Origin of the sequence: Pseudomonas arsenicoxydans (genome assembly GCF_900103875.1) — a bacterium.
Lineage (GTDB): Bacteria > Pseudomonadota > Gammaproteobacteria > Pseudomonadales > Pseudomonadaceae > Aquipseudomonas > Aquipseudomonas arsenicoxydans.
Genome location: NZ_LT629705.1, coordinates 970,577 through 992,057, shown reverse-complemented (window position 1 = coordinate 992,057; position 21,481 = coordinate 970,577). Strand labels below are relative to the sequence as shown.

Genomic DNA, 21,481 nt, shown 5'->3' with positions numbered 1-21,481 from the left:
TTATCCGATGTTCGACAGTTTCAACAGATGACGCAGGTCGTTGAGCAGGTCCTTGCCCTTGACCGTCGGGTCGTAGCGCAGCACCAGATTGCCGTGAGGGTCGATGATCCACAGCTGCGGCACTGACTGCTCGCCGGCGGTTTTATGGAAGTCGGTCAAATTCAGTGGATAACGCTGTAATTGCGGATATTCACGGGTGAGTTTGGCGTCGTAATCGCTGCTCAGCGGTTGCGCTGCGGCGAGGGCGTGACTGGCGCGCCCGGCATCGCGGCCCAGGCCGATCTGAACTTGTCGCGCCAGGTACACCAGTTGTTGGCAGTCGACCGAACACTCCTTGGGCGCCGTGACCAGCAATTGCCAACGGTCTTCTTGCGCCTGCACGCCAAGGTCGGCGCGGGACTGGCCATTGCCGATCAGCTCGCCGTGATAGCTGCGGCCCTCCGGCACCCAGAACTGCAATTTGTACATGCCGGTGGCGAGGATCATCGGACCGATCACCCCCAGCAGGATCAGCAGCAACTGCAAGCGACCCTTGCGCCGGCTCACCGGTGTTTTCGCCTCAGACATGCTGGGTGGATTCATGGCCGCTCCCATGGTGTTTCTCCTTTGCGTTGTGCCAGCCGAGGTAGATGAAAAGGCCGAGCAGGGCGATCGACATGGCGAACCACTGCACGGCATAAGCGATGTGTTTTTCCGGCCCCATGGCCACCACGGGCCAATCGGCCTGGTAGGACGCGGGGCCGGTTTCTTCACGTAATTCGTAGGCAAAGCCTTCACGATCGAGCGTTGTCCACAGCTTCGCCGGGTCAACGGCCGTCACCAGCTGCGGCCAGGTTGTGGTGCTTGGGTCGGCGTGCAGCTGAAAAGTCGCCCCGGGGGACACGTAAACCCAGGCAGTCAGGTTCAATGCCTCGGTCGGCGTGGTGAATTGCGGCGGTGTGCGCCGGTCCGGCCACGGCAGCCAGCCGCGATTGACCAACAGCCAGAGCCCGGTGGCCTGGTCCTGAAACGGTTGCAGCAACTCGACACCGACCTTGCCGTCGCGTTGGCGGTTGTCCAGCAGCAGGCTGTGGGCGGGATCGAACTGGCCGTGCAGGTGAACGCGGCGGAACGCCGGATCTTCGGTGTGTTGCAGTGCGGTGCTGGCCATCGGTTCAGCGGCACGGCGTTCGGTGTAGGTATTCAGCAGCGCGCTTTTTTCAGCGCCCCGGCTCAACTGCCAGAACCCGAGTGACACCAGCAGCGGCAGCAGGATTGCGACCACCAGTGTCGGCACGACACCCGGCCGGAAGCGCTTCATGGCATCGCCAGAAAGTCGGTCATCGCGATAGCTATACTCAAGTGCATCGCCTTTCCCCCGGAGTTTCACCATGCTCAAAGCAGCCATCGTCCTGATGCTGATTGCCACGGTTGTCAGCCTGTTCAGCGGCCTGTTTTTTCTGGTCAAGGACGACAGCAGCTCGAACCGCCTCGTCATTGCCTTGAGTGTCCGTGTTGCCCTGGCCGCCGTAACCGTCGGCTTGATCGCCTGGGGTTTCTACAGCGGCCAGTTGGTCTCTACAGCACCCTGGTAAAGCCTCAGAGTACGTAGACGAAAACAAACAGCCCGATCCACACCACGTCCACGAAGTGCCAATACCAACTCGCGGCCTCGAATCCGAACTGGTGATCGGCGTCGAAGTGTCCACGCATGATCCGCATCAGCATCACGAACAGAATGATGGTGCCGATGGTCACGTGGGCGCCGTGGAAACCGGTGAGCATGAAGAACGTTGCGCCATAGATGCCCGAGCCGAGTGTCAGGCCCAGCTCGTGGTAGGCGTGCATGTACTCTTCGGCCTGGAAGGTAAGGAACGCGCAACCCAGCAACACGGTGATCGCCAGCCAGATTTTCAGAGCGCCGCGATGACCCTTTTTCAAGGCGTGGTGGGCGATGGTGATGGTGACGCTGGAACTCACCAGCAACACAGTATTGAGTAACGGCAGACCCCAGGGGCTGATGACTTCCTTGGGCGGCGGAAAGAGTTTCGGGTCCGGGGTGTGCAGCAGCGGCCAGGCGAACTGGAAGTTCGGCCACAGCATGTGGGCGATACCTTTCGGGCCTTCGCCGCCGAGTGCAGGACCCGAAATGTGCCGTACATAGAACAGCGCGCCGAAGAAAGCGATGAAGAACATCACCTCGGAGAAGATGAACCAACTCATGCCCCAGCGGAACGATCGGTCCATCTGTGCGCTGTACAACCCTGCGCGACCTTCCTTGATCACTGTGCCGAACCAGCCGAACAGCATGTAAGCCAGCAGCAGGCCGCCGACGAAAAAGATCAGCGGGCCGTGGGAATCGGGCCGCGCCGCTTTCAGGTCATTGAACCAGGTCGCCAGGCCGAAAACCGTCGTGAGCATGCCGGCCGTGGCGATGATTGGCCATTTGCTCTGGGCCGGAACGTAATAATGTTCATGAGTTGCCATTTATTGTTCTCCTTATCGGGCACGCTCAACCGCCAGTGTTTACGGCTACCGGTGGATGTCGGGCGGTGATATCGAACAGCGTGTAGGACAGCGTCAGGTGCTTCACATCCTTGGGCATGTCACGGTCAACGATGAAACGTACCGGCATCTCGATCCGTTGACCGGGCTGCAGCACTTGCTGGGTAAAGCAGAAACATTCGGTTTTGTGGAAGTACGCCGCCGCTTCACTGGGCGCGATGCTTGGCACTGCCTGGGCGCTCATGGGGTGATCGGTCGGGTTGTAGGCGACGAAAATCATCTCGTTCACTGCTCCCGGATGCGCCGTCAACTCATTGCCCTTGGGATAGAACTCCCAGACCATGTCGGCGTTATTCATCGACAGAAACTGCACGCGTACTTGCCGCGACAAATCCACCACTTGCTCGCCTTCGTACTGCCCGGCAGTTTTGCCGTTGATGCCGAAGGCCTTGCACATCACGTCGTAGATCGGCACCAGGGCAAAGCCGAAGACAAACATCGCCACCACCACCAGTAACAGGCGGGTGACGAGTTTCTTCAGCGAAATCGAATCAGCCATGATTCATGCCCTCAACACCAAACCCTGTGGGAGCTGGCTTGCCTGCGATGGACGAGACGCGGTGCGTCAGGCAAACCTCGAGCAAGCCGGCTCCCACCAGAGTCAGTGCGTTCATTTCACTTCCGGTGGCGTAGTGAACGTGTGATACGGCGCCGGCGACGGCACGCTCCATTCCAGGCCTTCGGCGCCATCCCACGGCTTGGCCGGTGCTGGCGGGCCGCCGCGAATGGTCTTGATCACGATGAACAGGAAGAACAGTTGCGTAGTGCCGAACATGAACGCGCCAATCGACGACACCATGTTGAAGTCGGCGAATTGCAGGTTGTAGTCCGGTATCCGCCGCGGCATGCCGGCCAGGCCCACGAAGTGCATCGGGAAGAACGTCAGGTTCATCCCCACGAACGACAGCCAAAAATGCAGCTTGCCGAGGGTTTCGTCGTACATGTGGCCGGTCCATTTCGGCAGCCAGTAGTAGGTGGAGGCGAAGATCCCGAAGATCGCCCCTGGCACCAGCACATAGTGGAAGTGGGCGACCACGAAGTACGTGTCTTGATACTGGAAGTCCGCCGGGGCGATGGCCAGCATCAACCCGGAGAAACCGCCGATGGAGAACAGGATCACGAACGCCACCGCAAACAGCATCGGCGTCTCGAAGGTCAGCGAGCCTTGCCACATGGTGCTGGCCCAGTTGAACACCTTCACCCCGGTCGGCACCGCGATCAACAGCGTGGCGTACATGAAGAACAGCTCGCCCACCAGCGGAATGCCAACCACGAACATGTGGTGCGCCCAGACGATGAACGACAGGAACGCGATGCTCGCCGTCGCATAAACCATCGAGGTGTAGCCGAACAGCGGCTTGCGCGAGAATGTCGGGATGATCGAGCTGACGGCACCGAAGGCCGGCAGGATCATGATGTACACCTCGGGGTGGCCGAAGAACCAGAACACATGCTGGAACAACACCGGGTCACCACCACCGGCGGCACTGAAGAAACTGGTGCCGAAGTGGATGTCCATCAGCATCATCGTCACGCAGCCGGCCAATACCGGCATCACCGCGATCAGCAGGAACGCAGTGATCAGCCAGGTCCAGACGAACAGCGGCATTTTCATCAACGTCATGCCGGGGGCGCGCAGGTTGAGGATGGTCGCGATCACGTTGATCGCGCCCATGATCGAACTGATCCCCATCAAGTGGATGGCGAAGATGAAGAACGTCACGCTTTCCGGCGCGTAGGTCGTGGACAGCGGGGCGTAGAACGTCCAGCCGAAGTTCGGGCCGCCGCCGGCGGTGAAGAGGGTCGACACCAACAGGATGAACGCCGCCGGCAGCAGCCAGAAGCTGAAGTTGTTCATCCGTGGCAAGGCCATGTCCGGCGCGCCGATCATCAACGGGATCATCCAGTTGGCGAGGCCGACGAAGGCCGGCATCACCGCACCGAAGACCATCACCAAGCCATGCATGGTGGTCATCTGGTTGAAGAACGCCGGCTCGACGATTTGCAGCCCCGGCTGGAACAGTTCCGCGCGAATCACCATCGCGAAGGTGCCGCCGAGCAGGAACATGGAGAACGCAAACCACAGGTACAGCGTGCCGATGTCTTTGTGGTTGGTGGTCAGTACCCAGCGCATCAGGCCTTTGGCGGGGCCGTGGGCGTGGTCGGCGTGACCATGATCATCGATAACAGCGCTCATGGCCTGTCTCCTGCAAACAGATGGGCTGGGCAGGCCGGGGCGCGCTGCCCCGACCGGTTCCTTACACGCGCAATAGACCGGGTCATTTGCTTTCCGCCTGTTTCAGCTCCAACACTTCTTTAGGAGTGACCATGTCGCCTTTGTTGTTGCCCCAGGCATTACGTTCGTAGGTCACGACCGCCGCGATATCGACTTCCGAGAGCTGCTTGCCGAACGCCGCCATGGCGGTGCCGGGTTTGCCGAAGTAAACGCGGTGCAGGTGGTCGGCTTTGGGGCCGGTAGCAATCGGCGAGCCTTTGAGCGCCGGGAACATTGGCGGCAGGCCCTGGCCTTCGGCCTGGTGACAGGCCACGCAGGTAGTGTGATAGATCTTGTCGCCGCGCTCTTTGAGCTCGTCGAGCGTCCATTCCTTGCTGGTCAGCTCTTTAAGCTGCATGGCCTCGGCTTTTCGCTCAGCCAGCCATTTGTCGTAGTCGGCCTTTTCCTTGACCTCAACCACGATCGGCATGAAGCCGTGGTCCTTGCCGCATAATTCGGCGCACTGGCCACGGTAGATGCCCGGTTTGTCGATGCGGGTCCAGGCTTCGTTGACGAACCCCGGGATCGCGTCGCGCTTGACCGCGAAGGCCGGCACCCACCAGGAGTGGATGACGTCGGCGGAAGTCACCAGGAAGCGAACTTTGGCGCCGATCGGCAGCACCAGCGGCTTGTCGACCTCGAGCAAGTAGTGCTCGCCCTTGGCTTCCTTGTTGTGGATCTGATCGGCAGGAGTGTTCAGGTTGCTGAAGAACTCAACGTCCTGGCCCAGGTATTTGTAGTGCCACTTCCACTGATAGCCGGTGATCTGGATATCGATATCCGGTTCACTGGCGTCGTACATCTTGATCAGGGTTGCGGTCGCAGGAACCGCCATGGCCACCAGGATCAGGAAGGGCACGATGGTCCAGAGGATTTCGACGGTGGTGCTTTCATGAAATTTTGCAGCCACCTGCCCGGTCGAGCGTCGGTGGAGGATCATCGACCAGAACATGGCGCCGAAGACGATGATGCCGATCACCACACAGATCCAGAAGATGGTCATGTGCAGGTCAAATACTGCGTGACTGATTTCAGTCGCTCCCGGCGCCATATTCACAGTCCAGGCGGCGTGCGCAGGACTGAAAATCGACCACAACAGGAGGCCCATCCAGACGTGTGGATGTCGCATCATTGCGGGTTCCCCTTATCGTTCTTGTTATCCCGCCGGCAAACACCAGCGGCAAGGGAGCGGCATTTTCAGACTACGAACTTGAATCGCCGTGCCTTGCTGCATGTGCAGTCGGGCGTCATCAGCTAACTCCATTCCAACCCGAGTATAGACAGCGACCGCGACCTCGCAATGTGATGGCGTAAATGATCTGAAACAGCTGGGACTTGCGTTCAAGGTCACGAATGGAGAAGGATGCAGACGAGTGGTGGCAAACCGATATAACGGAGGCTTCTCAAGGATGAAATAATTATGACAAATACGTCTTAGCGTACGTCATAGGCCAGCTAAGTTATGTCTTCCCTATTTCATTGCCTTGTTTCCTGGAGTTTTCATGAACACCGCCGCATTGCGCGAGCAGATCCAAAAAGCCCAACAACATGAAGCCGAAACCGGCCTGCTGACTCGTCAGCTGGAAAGCAAACTGCCTCATCTACATCCATCGATTCAATTGCCGGAAACGGACGCCAACGGTGTACTGGCGCGTTTCGTAGCCGCTTACATTAATGAAGTGCCTGATCTGCTGGATGCAGCCAATGAAGTCGCCAGGGAAGCGGGAATCGAGTCGCAGATCAAACCGGTGCTGACAATTGCCGAACAGTATTTCCTTCAGCCACCGGCGATCATGGCCGGTCATGTCGGTCTGGACGGCCTGCTGGACGAGGCGTATCTGGCACATCGGTTGGTTGAAGAGGTCAACGACCTGTACATCAAGCATCTGGGCCAGCCATTGATCCCTTTGGACATGACTGTCGCCAACCTGATTGCCCACCAATTGATCGGTGAGGTGTTTGCTAACCAACTGGATGAGGTGGTGCATCACGCTTTGGACGAGATGCTCGACGACCAGAGCTTTGCATTGGAGTCGGTAGAAGCCTACCGGGAGAAACTCAGCAGCCCGGACACCGGCGCCGCGTGGAAGCGCTGGCCGTGCATGTCGCGCCGTTTAGGCGTGAGTCTGGAACTGGATCAGCCAGCGGCTTGATCCAACTGAGTGAACCGAACATCTGCGGGAGCGAGCGTGCTCGCTCCCACATTGTTTATCTCTATGCCGTAGAACCCACGCCGGACGTTGTCCGCAAACGCCCTTCCAACCTGCGCTTCAGCCCCCGCGCTTCAATGATCAACTTCGATCCCTTGGCCGCATTGGCCCGTCCCCATTCCTCCAGTAATTCCAGGCACGAGTGATCGATGTAGCTCAGGTTATTGAGCGGCACATGCACCGTCGTACCTGCGGGGATGGTCCCCAGGACTTGAGTCAATGCCGGCACTTTGAGAAAGGTCGCGGCGCCCATCAGGCGCAACTCCATTTCACCGTCCGCGGGCAGGTCGATCAGGCTGACTTTCAGTCGCGAAGCTTTCCACGCCAGTTTCGCCAACGTCAGGCCAAAGCCGATCAACACGCCCGTCAGCAGGTCGGTGAAGATGATGGCCAGCGCTGTCGCCGCGTAAGTGAACATCGGCATCCGGCCATAGCGGCCCAGGCCTCGAAAGGCTTTCAGGTCGACCAGTTTGAAACCGGTGTACACCAGCACACCCGCCAGGCTCGCTACCGGAATACTTTGCAGCACGCTGGACAACAGCAACACAAAGGCCAGCAGCCACAAACCATGGAACACCGCCGACAGGCGCGTGGTGGCACCGGCCTGAACATTGGCCGAGCTGCGCACGATCACACCGGTCATCGGCAGCGCGCCCATCAGGCCGCAAAGCATATTGCCCACCCCTTGCGCCGATAGTTCCCGGTCAAAGTCTGAACGCTGGCCGCTGTGCATACGGTCCACCGCTGCTGCCGAGAGCAAGGTTTCGGCACTGGCGATGAAGGCCACGGCAAAAGCGGCGATCAGCAAGGTCGGGTCCGCGAGGTTGAGCAAGTCGGCGGGTTTCAACCAGTCGATGGCCTCGGCCAGGTTGGCCGGAACTTCCACCCGTTTGACCTGCAACGCGAGGATCAGGCTTGCAACAGTCGCCAGCCCGACTCCGAGCAGTGCACCAGGAATGAAGCGCAATGAGTGAGGGCGAAATTTTTCCCACAGCCACATCACGGCAATCGTCGACAACCCGAGCAAACCTGCCTGCCAGCCAAAGGACGGCAATGCCTGCATGACGGCAGCCGGGAAGGCCGCGAGGTTGTCCAGTCCAGAAGGCTTGGGCACGGCATCGAGCATCACGTGCACCTGTGAGAGCACGATCAGCACGCCGATCCCGGCAAGCATGCCGTACACCACCGCTGGCGCCGTGACCCGGAACCAGCAACCCAGCTTCAAGCGCCCGGCCACCAGTTGCAGAAAACCCGCCAGCAGCAGAATCGGCCCGAGCATGGCAATACCGTGCTGGCGCACCAATTCGAAGACGAGCACCGCCAAACCTGCCGCCGGGCCACTGACTTGCAGAGGTGAGCCGGCAAGCCAGCCGACGACCAGTCCACCAATGATCCCGGTGATCAAACCTTTGGCGGGCGGCAAACCCGAAGCGATTGCGATGCCCATGCACAAGGGCAGGGCGACGAGAAACACAACCACGGATGCCAGCAGCTCCCGCGGCAGAACAGCTTTCAATTGCGCAGCACGCATGGTGATTCTCCCGAAGTTTTCTTCAGGCATGGCAAAGCCAGGCTGCTCAATCAGCAGCCTCGGCTAAACCACACATAGATTTAGGAGGATTTAGAAGCGCGCTTTTGGCGTCGCCACCGGAATCGGATGAGTGCCATCGAGCGGCAGGAAGCAACCCTGATCAGCGTCGTAAGCTCTGATTTCGCTGGTTTCGATGTTGTAGATCCAGCCATGGATAAACAGATGACCGTTGGCCATGCGCGATGCGACAGAGGGGTGCGTACGCAAATGCTGCAACTGAGCGATCACATTCTCCTCGGTGAGGACATGCATGCTTTCGTTTTCGTTGGTGCAATGGCAGTTTTCCTGGACCATGGTTTTCGCCACTTCGGCATGCCGCAGCCAGGCTTTGACCGTAGGCATTTTTTCCAGGCTTTGCGGGTTGAGCACGGCACGCATGGCGCCACAATCGGAGTGCCCGCAAATGATGATGTGTTGCACCCCGAGGGCCAGCACGGCGTATTCGATGGCCGTGGAAACACCGCCGTTCATCTGACCATAAGGCGGAACGACGTTGCCGACGTTACGGGTTACGAACAAGTCGCCGGGGGAGCTTTGGGTAATAAGCTCTGGAACGATGCGCGAGTCCGCGCAGGCGATGAACATCGCTCGCGGGCTTTGGGCCGTGGCGAGTTTTTTGAAGAGTTCTTCCTGCTGTGGAAAAACCTCGTGATGAAAGTGCAAAAAGCCGTCAACAATATGTTTCAGCGCTGCATCGGCGGTTTCCGCCTCGTTTTGGGCTGAAGCCGACGCAGCCAACGGCTGTTTATCCTTGTCACTCATGATTCATCCTCTTTGGCGGAGTCAGGGAATTTCCCGTTTTGTCCGGTATGAAGCCAGTGGCTGTTTAAAAAACATCCAGGCCGAGATGCTCGACCCGTCAGTCACTCAATGAACAAGGTAGCCGTCGAAACTTAACTCAAACTGAATCGAACGCTCTAGAACATGTGTTCCAGGTCACAAAAAACGTGACCGGCGTAATGGCCAAGTGTATTTCCCACTTCTCAACCATACGCCCATTGTCCTCAAATCAATGACATCTGGCGACCCGGCGGGCAGAAGGAATCGCAGTCCAGATTAAAGCCCTCGCGATGATTGAGGCCCAGGCGTTTGATGGCTTTGGCAAAGCGTTGTGCCAATAGATCGGCAAACGGCCCCTCACCGCGCATCCGGGCACCGAACCGACTGTCATAGAGCTCGCCGCCGCGGCTTTGCCGAATCAGGCTCAGCACATGCGCGGCTCGCTGAGGATAGTGAGCCGCCAGCCATTCCTCGAACAGCGGCGCCACCTCCAGCGGCAAGCGCAACATCATATAGGCCGCACTTTGCGCACCCGCCGCGTGAGCCTCGGCGAGCAGGCTTTCGAGTTCGCTGTCGTTGATCATCGGAATCATCGGCGAACACAGCACGCCCACCGGGATACCCGCTTCACGCATCACCCTGATCGCGCGCAACCGGGCCTTGGGCGCAGCTGCACGGGGTTCGAGGATACGTTTGAGCTCATCGTCCAGGGTTGTAAGGCTGATCATCACCGCCACCAGCCTTTGCTCAGCGAGCTCGGCCAACAGGTCCAGATCGCGAAGAATCAGCGAGCCCTTGGTAATGATAGTCACCGGATGGCGGTAACGCAGTAGCACTTCCAGGGTTTTGCGAGTGATCTTGTGTTCACGCTCGATCGGTTGATAAGGATCGGTGTTGGAGCCCAGATTGATCGGTGCGCACTGATAGCCGCGTTTGGAGAGTTGTTCCTCCAGGACGTCGGCGGCGTTGGTCTTGGCGATCAGTTTGGTTTCGAAATCCAGCCCCGGCGACATGTCCCAATAGGCATGACTAGGGCGCGCGTAGCAATAGATGCAGCCGTGCTCGCAGCCGCGATAGGGGTTGATCGAACGGTCGAAGGGCAAGTCCGGCGAATTGTTGCGGGTGATGATGGTTTTCGCCGTCTCGATGCGCACCTCAGTCCCCTGGGTCATGGGCGCTTCCTGATACCAGCCGTCGTCCTCGGCCACCGAACGGTTCGGCGCGAAGCGGTTATGCGGGTTGGTGGCGGTGCCGCGGCCGCGTGGTGGCAGAGGAGTGTCCATCGATTCAATCCTTTTGCTGTATGTTCATACAGTATATGGGTGTGCCGAAATCGACCAGTACCGTTCGGCGAGCTGTCGCATCAAAACAGTCTTTTGTATTGGGAGTAATAACGAGATATGTCGTCATTATGGGAAACATATAAATAGTAGGTAGTTGAGTAGTGAGGTAAGTACTATCTCCTGCACACGAATCCTTCGTGAATTACTTATTAAAAGGAATTAATAAATGTCAATGTTCAATCAGCGCGGCATCTTTTTACAGTTGTTGGTCCCGACTATTGTCAATCCAAAGGAAGCGCAAGTATCGATGTAACTTGCCCGCAAGGAGTTGGGTTGGGATGCCGTTAATGGCGTACAGACCGAAGCACTGGTGGATTCCGTCTACATCACGGCAGTCTCGGCGGATGGCGGCCGATCCTTTAATATCCGGACGGTCAGCAGTGATGTGGATGGTGACGGTGCCATCGATAGTGATGACAAGGAAAAACTGCTGGCTCTGGCCAAGGCTTATTCCGTTATCGTCAATCCTTGATAGTCGGTTAACTAATTAAACCTGCATGATCGCTCATGCAGGTTCAGTTCATTACGACACCTTAGTTATGCTGAGTGAGTTGGCCAAGATCGTCGCCGGAAGTTGTTTTCATATCATCCTTGCGCAGTTTGGCTACATCGCCGGACTTTACGGTCGCGCCTTTATTTCCCCAACTTGTTCGGATGAAGGTAACGACATCCGCCACTTCCTGATCCGACAGCCGCCAGGCAAACCCGGGCATGGTGAAAGTGGACGGTGCCGTATGCGTGGCCGGCAAGGTACCGCCCTTGAGCACGATGTGGATCAACGACGTCGGATCGTCCGACTGCAACACCGGGTTGCCCGCCAACGCCGGGAACACCCTCGTATAACCGTGACCGTCGGTACGGTGGCAAGCCGCGCAGTTATCGATGTACACCGAGGCACCGGGCTTGCTGTCGTCACCTTTCCATAGCGCCTGGGCGACTTGTTTGTCGTACTGGTGCGGCTGGTCGTTGGGGTCATTGGCCGGCAGGGACTTGAGGTAACGGGCAATCGCGGTCAGGTCGGCGTCGGTCATGTACTGCATGCTGTGGGTGACCACATCGCTCATGCCACCGAACACCGCACTTCGATCACTGCGCCCGGTCTTGAGGAATTGCACCAGTTGCTCTTCGCTCCAACTGCCAAGGCCATCCTTGTGATCACCGCGAAGACTTTTCGCGATCCAGCCTTCCAGTGGCGCACTGCCTGACAGAAACGTACTGCCTTCCCTGGCATTCAAGGATTTTTCCTGCATGGTCAGGGCGCGTGGCGTATGGCAGGCGCCGCAATGTCCCAGGCCTTCTACCAGATAAGCCCCACGACTGACCACGGTATCCGCGCCAGGCGCCGCTTTGTAGTCAGCCACGGCCGGGGCAAACATCCAGCGCCAACCCATCAGCGGCCAACGCATGCTCAAAGGCCAGGGAATGTCGCTGGCCTTGTTCTCCTGGGCCACCGGCGCCACGCCATGCATGAAGTAGGTGTACAAGGCTTGCATGTCGGTTTCGTTGACGCTGGCGTAGGACGGATAAGGCATCGCCGGGTACAAAGTACTACCGTTTTTGGCGACGCCATGGCGCACGGCTTTGTCGAAGTCTTCGAAGCTGTAGTCGCCCAGGCCGGTTTTGTCCGGCGTGATGTTGGTGGAATAGATCGTCCCGATCGGCGTTTCCATTGGCAAGCCACCGGCGAATGGCTTGCCGTTCTTGGCGGTGTGACAGGCCACGCAGTCGCCGGCACGGGCGAGGTATTCGCCTTGTTTGATCAGATTTTGATCAACTTCAGCGGCGCTGATCGAGCCGCTGCCAAGCAGGGCGAAGGTCGCGATAACGAATGCTTTCATGGTCATCGCTCCTTAAGCCTGAACCAGCGGGCCGGGGTTTTTCAGGTACTGCTCGCGGATCGCCCGGGCCGACCAGTAGGTCAATGCGGCGACCAGGCCTGTAGGGTTGTAGCCCAGGCCTTGTGGGAATGCCGACGCGCCAGGGACGAACACGTTGTGCACGTCCCAGCTTTGCAGGTAACGGTTCAAGGCACTGGTTTTCGGGTTGGTGCCCATGATCGCGCCACCGTTGAGGTGGGTGGTCTGGTAGGACGCGGTGTTGAAGTGATCACCGACCTGCTTGCCGATCACGGCGATGGCTTTGGGGCTCATTGCTTCGGCGACCTTGCCCATTTTCTCGACCATGAAGCGGTTCATCTTGATGTCGTTTTCTTGCCAGTCGAAGGTCATCCGCAGCAGTGGCAAGCCGTAGGAATCGCGGTAAACGGGGTCGAGATCCAGGTAGTTGCCACGGTAGGACTGATGCGCGCCGTGGGCGTCCATCGACACTTGGTGGGTGTAGTAATCGGCGGTGGCACGTTTCCAGGCACTGCCCCAGGCCGGCGTGCCTGGTGGGTTGGACGTCCCCGCAATCGGCCGGCTGCCGGCCTGGTTGACCCACATCGGCGAGCCGCCGACGAAGCCGTGGGGGCCGTGGTCGAAGTTGTCGGCGTTGAAGTCATCAATCGCCACACCGTTGCCGCCGGCACCGATGAAGTTATTGGTGTGGGTGTCCTTGTCGAAGAACGCCTTGATGGTGGCCATGTTCTGGTAGGCGAAGTTCTTGCCGACCACGCCTTCACCGCTGATCGGGTCGTAAGGCTTGCCGATGCCGGAGAGCAGCATCAATCGCACGTTGTGGAACTGGAACGCGCCGAGGATCACCAGGTCAGCGGGTTGCTCAATCTCCCGGCCCTGGCTATCGATATAGGTCACGCCGGTGGCTTTGCTCTTGGTGCTGTCGAGGTTGACCCGCAGCACGTGGGAATTGGCCCGCAACTCGAAATTCGGCAGCGGCTTGAGGGCCGGCAGAATGTTCACGTTCGGCGAAGCCTTGGAGTACATGTAGCAAACGTAACCACTGCAAAAACCGCAGAAGTTGCACGGGCCCATCTGGGCGCCGTAGGGGTTGGTATACGGGCCGGACGTATTGGCCGACGGCAGGTTGTAGGGTTTGTAACCTACAGCTGTGGCGGCTTTCTGGAACAGCTGTGCGGAAACCGTGTTCTTCTGGGATTCCAGCGGGAAGGGATTCGAGCGATCCGGTGCATAAGGGTTGCCGCCCTTGCCTTCACCGACCAGTTGGCCTTTCACCGTCCAAGCCTGACCCGAGGTGCCGAAGACCTTCTCGGCGTAATCGAAAAACGGCTCCAGCTCTTCATAACTGACGCCGAAGTCCTGGATGGTCATGTCCTTGGGGATGAAGCTTTTGCCGTAGCGTTCTTCGTAGTGGCTGCGCATCCGCAACTCGATCGGATCGACCCGAAAGTGCACGCCGGACCAGTGCAGACCGGCACCGCCCACGCCATTGCCGGGCAGAAACGCACCGAGTTGGCGGTTCGGCAGTGCAATGTCATTCACGCTATGGCGGATGGTAACGGTCTCTTTGGAGATGTCCTGAAAGAGTTTTTTCCGCACGCTGTAGGTGAGTTCGTCGATCACCTGGGGATAGTTGCCATCAGGGTAGGTGTCCTGCATCGGTCCGCGCTCCAGCGCCAACACGTTCAGGCCTGCTTCTGTCAGCTCTTTGGCCATGATCGCGCCAGTCCAGCCAAAACCGACGATGACTGCATCGACCTTCTTCATTACCGTTGCCATGCTTATGCCCTCTCGCCGCGAATCGAAACTGCCGGGAAGGGGTATTGCTCGTTGCGTTCCACCCAATCCATAAAATCGGCGCGGGCGCCGGGGAAGCCGATCATGGTCCAGCCGACCATGCCTTTGTTGCCACCGTGGATCGGGTCGCAGAAGAACCCTTCCTTGGTGTTTTGCAGCAGCAGGTTGAAGAAAATCTTCGACGGCACGCTATCGAACTCAGGCTTCCCGGCCTCGAGTTGTTTCAGCAAATCGTCCCGGGTAGCGCTGTCTTGTTCGGCAAATTTTTTCCCGTTGAACGCCTTCGACCAAGCATCCGTGGCGGCAATACCCAAGCGATAGATCTCTTTTGGCACCAGTTTGCTCTGCCAGCCCATTTCTGGCGCGGCATCGGCGTTGAATGGCCCTTGCATAAACCACAGGGCACCGGCGGCGTAAGGGGTGTTCATTTGGCGGTCGATGTATTCCGGCACGCCGGCTTCCAGCGCGCCAGGCCCTTGGGCATCACTCGGGATCAATTGAGCAACGGCGGCCTTGATGAATGTCCATTCTTCGGTGGTGAAGTAAGTGGGCTCATAGGTGCTGGTGCTGACGGGAGTTTTGCCCGGGGTGGCCGGCGCCGAGTCTGGTGCGGCGAGCAGGACGGAGCTGCCCAGCGCGGTGCTGGCGACGGTGACCACCGGGATCAAGGTCAGGGATTTGCGCAAAAACTCACGCCGCGGGTTGTCTTGATCTTGATCAGACATGGGGGCACCTCATCAGGCATTGATAGATTTTTCAGCCGTTTCATCGAACGGCTTTTCGTTTTGGCGGGGCTGCGGATCTTTGGCGGTCGTAAGAGCGCTGAGCATCTGCAAACTTTGGTAACAAATGGTAGCAGCCTAAGTATCACGATGAACCGATTCAGCTGAAATAAACCGGATTATTGCGACGAAAGTTGCCGTATTCACGATTCTTTGACAGTTGGCTCACAGCGCTTTGACCGCTCAAGGCTGAAGCTTAACGTCATTAATCCGCATCTTCCGGACGGCCGCCGAGCATGCCCATTACTCGTTTTATCCCAGCGATGTGTCTGTCGCTTGTTGCCTTGTTCAATCTGTCGCTGGCTTTGGCCGACGACAATACATCGTCGCGACCTGCGGAATGGGCGCAGCCAGTGGGGGCGAAGTACAACCTCTTCCAAATGTCCCCGACCCTCTACCGCAGCGCATTGCCGGACAGTGGAGTGGTGCCGCTGCTGGAAAAGCTCAAGGTTGGAACAGTCATCAACTTCCTGCCTGAGTCGGACTCCCGCTGGTTGTCTGCACCAGGCATCAACCAGGTCCAACTGCCCTATCGCACCAATCATGTGGATGACGCGCAGGTCATTGCTGCCCTTCGCGCGATTCAGGCTGCCGAGGCCAAAGGCCCGGTGTTGATGCATTGCAAACACGGTTCCGACCGCACGGGCCTGATGGCCGCCATGTATCGGGTGGTTGTGCAGGGTTGGAGCAAGGAAGACGCTCTGAACGAAATGACCGAGGGCGGTTTTGGTGACAGCACCCACTTCAAAGACGGTGTTCGCTACATGATGCAGGCGGATACCGACAAATTGCGTACTGCGTTGGCCAATGGCGATTGCAGTACCAGCCCTTTCGCCATGTGCTCGATGAAGAACTGGTTCAAATCGGCGAACGTCGAGAGTAAATAGCAAGAAGGGATCATGAGGCTACCGTCCACACCCTGGAGGTGTGGACGGTGGTGACTCAGTGTTGCTCGTCAGGCTTTTTCTTCAGCTTCGGGTTCGGGAAAAACTGCACCGCCTGAACCTTGGCGTCCGGTGCCTTCAACGCCGACGTATTGACCCGCGTGCCCAATTCCTTGGGCACGGACAGACCTTGTTCATTCAGCGTGTCGGAATAACCGCAGCCCACGCACTCGCGGTGCGGGACCTCGTCTTCATTCCACATCATCAATTTGTCGGGCTCGCTGCAGGCCGGGCAGACCGCCCCGGCGATAAAGCGCTTCTTCGTGATCACAGGACCCTCGCTCATGCTGCCGCGACCTCAATCAGGCCGCTGTGGCGCAAGAGTGCGTCAATCGACGGCGGACGTCCGCGGAAGTCGACGAACAGCACCATTGGTTCCTGAGAACCGCCACGCGCGAGGATCGCTTCGCGAAAGGCGCGACCGGTCTCGGCATTCAGCACGCCTTCTTCTTCGAATTTCGAGAAGGCATCCGCCGACAACACTTCTGCCCATTTGTAGCTGTAGTAACCCGCCGCGTAACCGCCGGCGAAGATGTGCGCAAAGCTGTTGGGGAAACGGTTGTAGGCCGGTGGACGCATGACCGACACCTCGTCGCGCACACCTTCGAGCACTTGCGCCACGCTGCGGCCATCGCCGTGGGTAGCGTGCAGGTCAAAGTCGAACAGCGAAAACTCCAGCTGTCGAACCATCATCAGGCCGGACTGGAAGTTTTTCGCCGCGAGCATTTTTTCCAGCAGGTCCTGCGGCAGCGGCTCGCCGGTTTCGTAGTGACCGGAAATCAGCGCCAGGCCTTCCGGTTCCCAGCACCAGTTTTCCATGAACTGGCTTGGCAACTCGACCGCATCCCACGCTACGCCGTTGATGCCGGACACGCCAGCGTGTTCAACGCGGGTCAGCAGGTGATGCAGGCCGTGACCGAATTCGTGGAACAGGGTGGTGACTTCGTCGTGGGTCAGCAGCGCAGGTTTGCCGCTGTCGGCCGGTGTGAAGTTACACACAAGGTTAGCCACCGGGCTTTGCAATACGCCGCTAATGGTGCGGCGACGGTCGCGCGCGCCGTCCATCCATGCACCGCCACGCTTGTTGGCGCGAGTATAGAGGTCGAAGAAGAAGCGGCCGACGTGCTGGCCGTTTTCCTTGATTTCGAACAGACGAACATCCGGATGCCAGGTGTCGAAGCCTTTGAGCTCGGCAATCTCGATGCCGTACAGGCGTTGGACGATAGCAAACAGGCCGCCCAGTACCTTGTCGATCGGGAAGTAGGCGCGCAGTGCTTCCTGGGCAACGCTGTAGCGTTGCTCGCGCAGTTTTTCACCGTAGAAACCGCTGTCCCAGCTTTGCAGGTCCGGGCAGCCTTGTTCGGCGGCGTAAGCCTTGAGTTGTTCCAGGTCGCGGGCGGCAAACGGTTTGCTGCGCTTGGCCAGGTCACGCAGGAAGCTCAGCACCTGATCGCTGGATTCGGCCATTTTGGTCGCCAGGCTCAGCTCCGAGAAGCTGGCGAAACCCAGCAGCTTGGCCAGTTCTTGACGCAGGTCGAGGATTTCTTCCATGACCGGGCCGTTGTCGTTCTGGCCGGCATTCGGGCCCTGGTCCGACGCACGGGTGCAGTAGGCGGCGTAGACTTCTTCGCGCAAGGCGCGGTCGTGGGCGTAGGTCATCACCGCGTAATAGCTCGGGAATTCCAAGGTGATCAGGAAGCCGTCCAGGCCTTTGGCTTGGGCCGCAGCGGCCATTTGCGCCTTGGCCGAATCGGTCAGGCCGGCGAGGGCGGCTTCGTCGGTAACGTGTTTGGTCCAGGCTTGAGTGGCGTCGAGCAACTGGTTGGAGAAGCGGCTGCCGAGCTCCGACAGTTTGCTCTGCACTTCGGCGTAGCGTTTTTGCTCGGCTTGCGGGAGGTCGATACCCGACAAACGGAAGTCACGCAGGGAGTGTTCCAGGATAGTTTTCTGCGCCACGTCGAAACTGGCAGCCTCAGGGCTGTTGGCCAAGGCTTCGAAAGCCTCGAACAGCTCGCGGTTCTGGCCCAGTTCGGTGGAGTAGGCGCTCAATGCCGGCAGGCAGGACTCGTAGGCTTCGCGCAGTTCAGCGCTGTTGCACACGGCGTTGAGGTGGCTGACCGGGCTCCAGGCGGCGCCCAGGCGATCATTGAGTTCGTCCATCGCCAGCACCAGACCGGCCCAGGTAGGCTGTTTGCGCTGGGTTTTGAGGATCTCGATAATGGCGGCGCGGTTGTCAGCCAGGATCTGGTCAATGGCCGGTTGCACGTGTTCGGCACGGATCGCCGAGAACGGCGGCAGGTCGTAGGACTGCAAAAGAGGATTGTTCACGCTCACGGTTGGCACCTTGGCTGGAAGAAACATGCGGCCATCTTAATTACAATCGACGCTCACCGCAGCTATCGGCAACAGAGAGAAACCCTATCGTGACCCTTCGCAAGTATCAGAACCATACGCCGCTACTGGGCAAAGGCGCTTTTGTCGACGGTTCGGCAGTGGTAATCGGCGACGTCGAAATCGGCGAAGACAGCTCGGTATGGCCGCTGACAGTCATCCGTGGCGACATGCACCGCATCCGTATCGGCGCGCGCACCAGCGTTCAGGATGGCTGCGTGTTGCACATCACTCACGCCGGGCCGTTCAACCCCGATGGCTTTGCCTGTCTGATCGGAGACGACGTGACCATTGCCCACAAGGTCATGCTGCATGGCTGCAGTGTCGGCAACCGGATTCTGATCGGCATGGGCAGCATCGTCATGGACGGCGCCGTGATCGAGGACGATGTGATAGTCGGCGCCGGTAGCCTGGTGCCGCCGGGCAAACGCCTGGAAAGCGGCTTCCTTTATGTGGGGAGCCCGGTGAAACAGATCCGCGCGTTGACCGACAAGGAAAAAGCCTTCTTTACCTACAGTGCGGCGAATTACGTGAAGCTCAAAGACTTGCACATGGCCGAAGGCTACGACCTGCTCTGAGCCTCGACTAACGGAAAGCGCCACGCACTTGCCCAGGAATTTTCATGCATTACCAAACCGTACTGTTCGACCTCGATGGCACCCTGACCGACCCGCGTGAGGGCATTACGCGCTCGATCCAGTTCGCCCTGAGCAAACTGGGCATCGATGAGCCTGACTTGACCAAGCTCGAACATTTCATCGGCCCGCCGCTGTTGCAGGCGTTCATGCAGTTTTACGCGTTCGATGAGGCCAAAGCCTGGGAAGCCGTGAACTTCTATCGCGAACGCTTCAAGGTGACGGGTTTGTATGAGAACCGCGTATTCGACGGCGTGACGCCTTTGTTGGAAACCTTGAGCGGGCAGGGGCGCCAGCTGTACATCGCGACATCCAAACCGTGGGTGTTCGCCCGGGAGATCGCCCGGCACTTCGATTTCGCCAAGCACTTCAAAGTTATTTACGGCAGCGAACTGGATGGCACCCGGACCAACAAGGTCGAGTTGATAGCCCACCTGATGGCCGAAGAAGGTCTGGACCCGGCCAGCACGCTGATGATTGGCGATCGCAAACACGACCTGATCGGTGCTCGCAGTAATGGATTGGATGCGGCCGCGGTGGGTTATGGCTTTGGCAGCCGGGAAGAGTTGAGCGCTGAAGCGCCCGCGTATCACTTCGAAACGCTGGAAGAGATGCATCAGGCGTTTTTGCAGCGCTGATCAGTACGCCTTCGCGGGCAAGCCCGCTCCCACTGGATCTGGGTCGTACGCATTTTTCGTACACGACTCGGACCTGTGGGAGCGGGCTTGCCCGCGATGAGGCCCTGTAAGTCGCCGAAATTTTATGAACCTGCCAACTCCTTCAGCGCCACCTTGCGTTCGCCCACCGGCAATGCACCCAGTTTTTCCACCTGTGCATAAAACCTCACCCAATCCCCACCCGTTTGTCTGAACAAAGCCGAAAACGCCGGCACCCATTGGTCATACAACCCGAACGGCAACAACCGCGCGTTGTTCATCGGCGCATTGATCCATGCGTCGTAGCGTTTGTCCCCGTCCCACCGGCTGTCTCGCAGCTGTCGATACTCACTGCGCAGTCGTTCGAACTCCGCCGCCTTGCGTTGGCGCATCTGGTCTGCGGGCAACGGCAGGGCGTACAGCTGTTCAAGTCGTGTGCGAGTGTCCAAAACCAACTGGATAAACTGATCCCGGTGCTGTGATTGCGCTCCATCGTCTGGGGGCAGGCCGCGCAATGCACGCCATTGGCGAGTGCCTTCCTGCTCGACGAAGGTGGCAAAAGACTCGTTGAATTCAGTGTCGTTCTTCACATAAAAGCGTTGATGGGCGAGCTCGTGAAAGATCAACGTCGCCAACCGCTCGTCACCCCAACCCATCATCGAACTGATAATCGGATCATTGAACCAGCCAAGCGTCGAATAGGCCTCGACGCCGCCAATCGACACATCCATACCTTTCAGGCGTTGCAACGCTGCCTCGCCACGGGCGCCACTCTGACTGTAATAACCGCGGTAGGCGACGCAGCCGGCGATGGGGAAGCAATGGTTCTGTGGGGTGAGGGAAAATTCCGGCGTGGTGAAGACGTTCCAGACCACAAACGGCCGGCCGATGTCGGCATACAGGCGGTAGCTCTGGTTGTCCGGAAGGTGCAGCTGTTGGCTGGCAAACGTGCGGGCCTTTTGTGATTGCACCAGATGCGCACGTAATTGCTCGCTGCGCTGCGGATCGGCGATGACGCTGGAAACCGGCTCCCTGGCCCGCAGCAATTGCAGCTGACCACTGGCCAGTTGGCTGTAATAGCTGACGCTGGCGCAGCCGCTGAGCAGTAAAAGCAATACACCCGGAAACAAAATCCGAAAAACGCGATCAAGTAACCCAAGGCTTGGAAGCGGCCTGATCAAAATAAAAATCATCCATGGAGAGTCTGCCCGCAAGACTATCCCGCCTGACTGGAGCTCCGCTATGCGCAAATTGATGCTGACGGGAGGCTTATTGATGCTGACCGGCTGTGCCGGATTCGGATTCCCTCACCATGATCCGTCTCAAGCGTGGATCGACCTGGATTCGCGGCAGGAAGACACCACACTGCAAGCGCTGGAAGTCGATAAAAAGGCTTCACCCGACAAACGCTACTTCGAGGTTCAGCCGGGAAGCCATGAGTTGAAGGTGCGTTACCAGTTTGCGGTTCAACCCTCAAACATCGGTCCTGACGCAAAGCCGCTATGGCGCGACTGTCAGTTGAATGTGAAATTCAACGACTTCAACGCCGGCGAGCGGTATCAGCTACAAGCGGGAAATATCGGTTTTCGGCCGTGGGCGAAACTTTATGATCAGCAGCGAAAAGTGATTGGTCAGGGCACACCGGCAGGCTGTCAACGCAGCTGATCGGCGGTATGC

Annotated in this window: 21 protein-coding genes and 1 pseudogene; 7 read left to right on the top strand and 15 right to left on the bottom strand. The window is 58.6% G+C overall.

Going from position 1 to position 21,481, the window contains the following annotated elements; genetic code table 11:
• Positions 1-594, bottom strand: a complete 594-nt coding sequence (locus BLQ41_RS04400) for a hypothetical protein (RefSeq protein ID WP_090188369.1) — start codon at positions 592-594, stop codon at positions 1-3.
• On the bottom strand, positions 560-1,300 hold the full coding sequence (locus BLQ41_RS04395; RefSeq protein ID WP_090177373.1) for an SURF1 family protein: 741 nt from the start codon (positions 1,298-1,300) through the stop codon (positions 560-562). Before BLQ41_RS04395 ends, BLQ41_RS04400 begins: the two co-directional genes overlap by 35 nt.
• Positions 1,301-1,370: 70 nt before the next feature.
• Between BLQ41_RS04395 and BLQ41_RS04390 the strand changes: the two genes are divergently transcribed.
• Entirely contained in the window at positions 1,371-1,574 is a 204-nt protein-coding gene (locus tag BLQ41_RS04390) for a twin transmembrane helix small protein (RefSeq protein ID WP_090177370.1), read from the top strand.
• Positions 1,575-1,578: 4 nt separating this feature from the next.
• On the opposite strand, the gene BLQ41_RS04385 is transcribed toward BLQ41_RS04390, so the two are convergent.
• The 4 genes from BLQ41_RS04385 to coxB all read right to left on the bottom strand — a co-directional run bounded on the left by BLQ41_RS04385 (position 1,579) and on the right by coxB (position 5,951).
• Positions 1,579-2,466 (bottom strand): cytochrome c oxidase subunit 3, encoded by an 888-nt coding sequence (locus tag BLQ41_RS04385; protein ID WP_090177367.1) that lies wholly within the window; start codon positions 2,464-2,466, stop codon positions 1,579-1,581.
• 25 nt (positions 2,467-2,491) lie between these two features.
• Complete coding sequence (locus BLQ41_RS04380) at positions 2,492-3,043, bottom strand: cytochrome c oxidase assembly protein (protein WP_090177363.1); 552 nt, start codon at positions 3,041-3,043, stop codon at positions 2,492-2,494.
• A 111-nt stretch (positions 3,044-3,154) separates the two neighbouring features.
• Positions 3,155-4,741 (bottom strand): cytochrome c oxidase subunit I, encoded by a 1,587-nt coding sequence (gene ctaD / locus BLQ41_RS04375; RefSeq protein ID WP_090177360.1) that lies wholly within the window; start codon positions 4,739-4,741, stop codon positions 3,155-3,157.
• 82 nt (positions 4,742-4,823) lie between these two features.
• Positions 4,824-5,951, bottom strand: a complete 1,128-nt coding sequence (gene coxB, locus BLQ41_RS04370; RefSeq protein ID WP_090177357.1) for a cytochrome c oxidase subunit II — start codon at positions 5,949-5,951, stop codon at positions 4,824-4,826.
• A gap of 370 nt (positions 5,952-6,321) precedes the next feature.
• Between coxB and BLQ41_RS04365 the strand changes: the two genes are divergently transcribed.
• Entirely contained in the window at positions 6,322-6,972 is a 651-nt protein-coding gene (locus BLQ41_RS04365) for a hypothetical protein (protein ID WP_090177355.1), read from the top strand.
• Positions 6,973-7,033: 61 nt separating this feature from the next.
• Here the strand turns inward: BLQ41_RS04365 and BLQ41_RS04360 are convergent, their stop codons facing one another.
• The 3 genes from BLQ41_RS04360 to BLQ41_RS04350 form a co-directional block, all read right to left on the bottom strand.
• Positions 7,034-8,560 carry a SulP family inorganic anion transporter gene (locus tag BLQ41_RS04360; protein WP_090177352.1) on the bottom strand — a complete coding sequence of 509 codons (1,527 nt, stop codon included), beginning with the start codon at positions 8,558-8,560 and terminating at the stop codon, positions 7,034-7,036.
• Between the two features lie 90 nt (positions 8,561-8,650).
• Positions 8,651-9,382 carry a carbonic anhydrase gene (locus BLQ41_RS04355; RefSeq protein WP_090177350.1) on the bottom strand — a complete coding sequence of 244 codons (732 nt, stop codon included), beginning with the start codon at positions 9,380-9,382 and terminating at the stop codon, positions 8,651-8,653.
• Between the two features lie 242 nt (positions 9,383-9,624).
• Positions 9,625-10,683 (bottom strand): PA0069 family radical SAM protein, encoded by a 1,059-nt coding sequence (locus BLQ41_RS04350; protein ID WP_090177347.1) that lies wholly within the window; start codon positions 10,681-10,683, stop codon positions 9,625-9,627.
• A 226-nt stretch (positions 10,684-10,909) separates the two neighbouring features.
• On the opposite strand from BLQ41_RS04350, the pseudogene BLQ41_RS04345 reads away from it, so the two are divergent.
• Positions 10,910-11,215 (top strand): annotated as a pseudogene (locus BLQ41_RS04345) (hypothetical protein).
• A 61-nt stretch (positions 11,216-11,276) separates the two neighbouring features.
• On the opposite strand, the gene BLQ41_RS04340 reads toward BLQ41_RS04345, so the two are convergent.
• From BLQ41_RS04340 to BLQ41_RS04330, 3 genes are read right to left on the bottom strand one after another with little or no spacing between them, the layout of a single operon-like run.
• Positions 11,277-12,581 carry a c-type cytochrome gene (locus BLQ41_RS04340; RefSeq protein WP_090177344.1) on the bottom strand — a complete coding sequence of 435 codons (1,305 nt, stop codon included), beginning with the start codon at positions 12,579-12,581 and terminating at the stop codon, positions 11,277-11,279.
• 12 nt (positions 12,582-12,593) lie between these two features.
• The gene (locus tag BLQ41_RS04335; RefSeq protein WP_090177341.1) at positions 12,594-14,378 is read right to left on the bottom strand and encodes a GMC family oxidoreductase; all 1,785 of its coding nucleotides are present in this window, start codon (positions 14,376-14,378) and stop codon (positions 12,594-12,596) included.
• A gap of 2 nt (positions 14,379-14,380) precedes the next feature.
• A complete protein-coding gene (locus BLQ41_RS04330; protein WP_090177338.1) occupies positions 14,381-15,121 on the bottom strand; it encodes a gluconate 2-dehydrogenase subunit 3 family protein in 741 nt (246 codons plus the stop codon).
• Positions 15,122-15,414: 293 nt separating this feature from the next.
• On the opposite strand from BLQ41_RS04330, the gene BLQ41_RS04325 reads away from it, so the two are divergent.
• Complete coding sequence (locus BLQ41_RS04325; RefSeq protein WP_090177335.1) at positions 15,415-16,065, top strand: phosphatase domain-containing protein; 651 nt, start codon at positions 15,415-15,417, stop codon at positions 16,063-16,065.
• Positions 16,066-16,120: 55 nt separating this feature from the next.
• On the opposite strand, the gene BLQ41_RS04320 is transcribed toward BLQ41_RS04325, so the two are convergent.
• Positions 16,121-16,408: a YheV family putative zinc ribbon protein gene (locus BLQ41_RS04320; RefSeq protein WP_090177333.1), complete on the bottom strand. Its 288-nt coding sequence runs from the start codon at positions 16,406-16,408 to the stop codon at positions 16,121-16,123.
• Positions 16,405-18,483 carry an oligopeptidase A gene (gene prlC, locus BLQ41_RS04315; RefSeq protein ID WP_167360468.1) on the bottom strand — a complete coding sequence of 693 codons (2,079 nt, stop codon included), beginning with the start codon at positions 18,481-18,483 and terminating at the stop codon, positions 16,405-16,407. The genes BLQ41_RS04320 and prlC overlap by 4 nt, the downstream gene beginning before the upstream one ends.
• A gap of 62 nt (positions 18,484-18,545) precedes the next feature.
• Between prlC and BLQ41_RS04310 the strand changes: the two genes are divergently transcribed.
• Complete coding sequence (locus BLQ41_RS04310; RefSeq protein ID WP_090177330.1) at positions 18,546-19,091, top strand: gamma carbonic anhydrase family protein; 546 nt, start codon at positions 18,546-18,548, stop codon at positions 19,089-19,091.
• Positions 19,092-19,135: 44 nt separating this feature from the next.
• On the top strand, positions 19,136-19,786 hold the full coding sequence (locus BLQ41_RS04305; RefSeq protein WP_090177327.1) for an HAD family hydrolase: 651 nt from the start codon (positions 19,136-19,138) through the stop codon (positions 19,784-19,786).
• Positions 19,787-19,908: 122 nt separating this feature from the next.
• Here BLQ41_RS04305 and BLQ41_RS04300 read toward each other — a convergent pair whose 3' ends face one another.
• On the bottom strand, positions 19,909-20,985 hold the full coding sequence (locus BLQ41_RS04300; protein WP_090188364.1) for an aminopeptidase: 1,077 nt from the start codon (positions 20,983-20,985) through the stop codon (positions 19,909-19,911).
• A gap of 61 nt (positions 20,986-21,046) precedes the next feature.
• On the opposite strand from BLQ41_RS04300, the gene BLQ41_RS04295 reads away from it, so the two are divergent.
• Positions 21,047-21,469 carry a PA0061/PA0062 family lipoprotein gene (locus BLQ41_RS04295; RefSeq protein ID WP_090177324.1) on the top strand — a complete coding sequence of 141 codons (423 nt, stop codon included), beginning with the start codon at positions 21,047-21,049 and terminating at the stop codon, positions 21,467-21,469.
• Positions 21,470-21,481 lie beyond the last annotated feature (12 nt).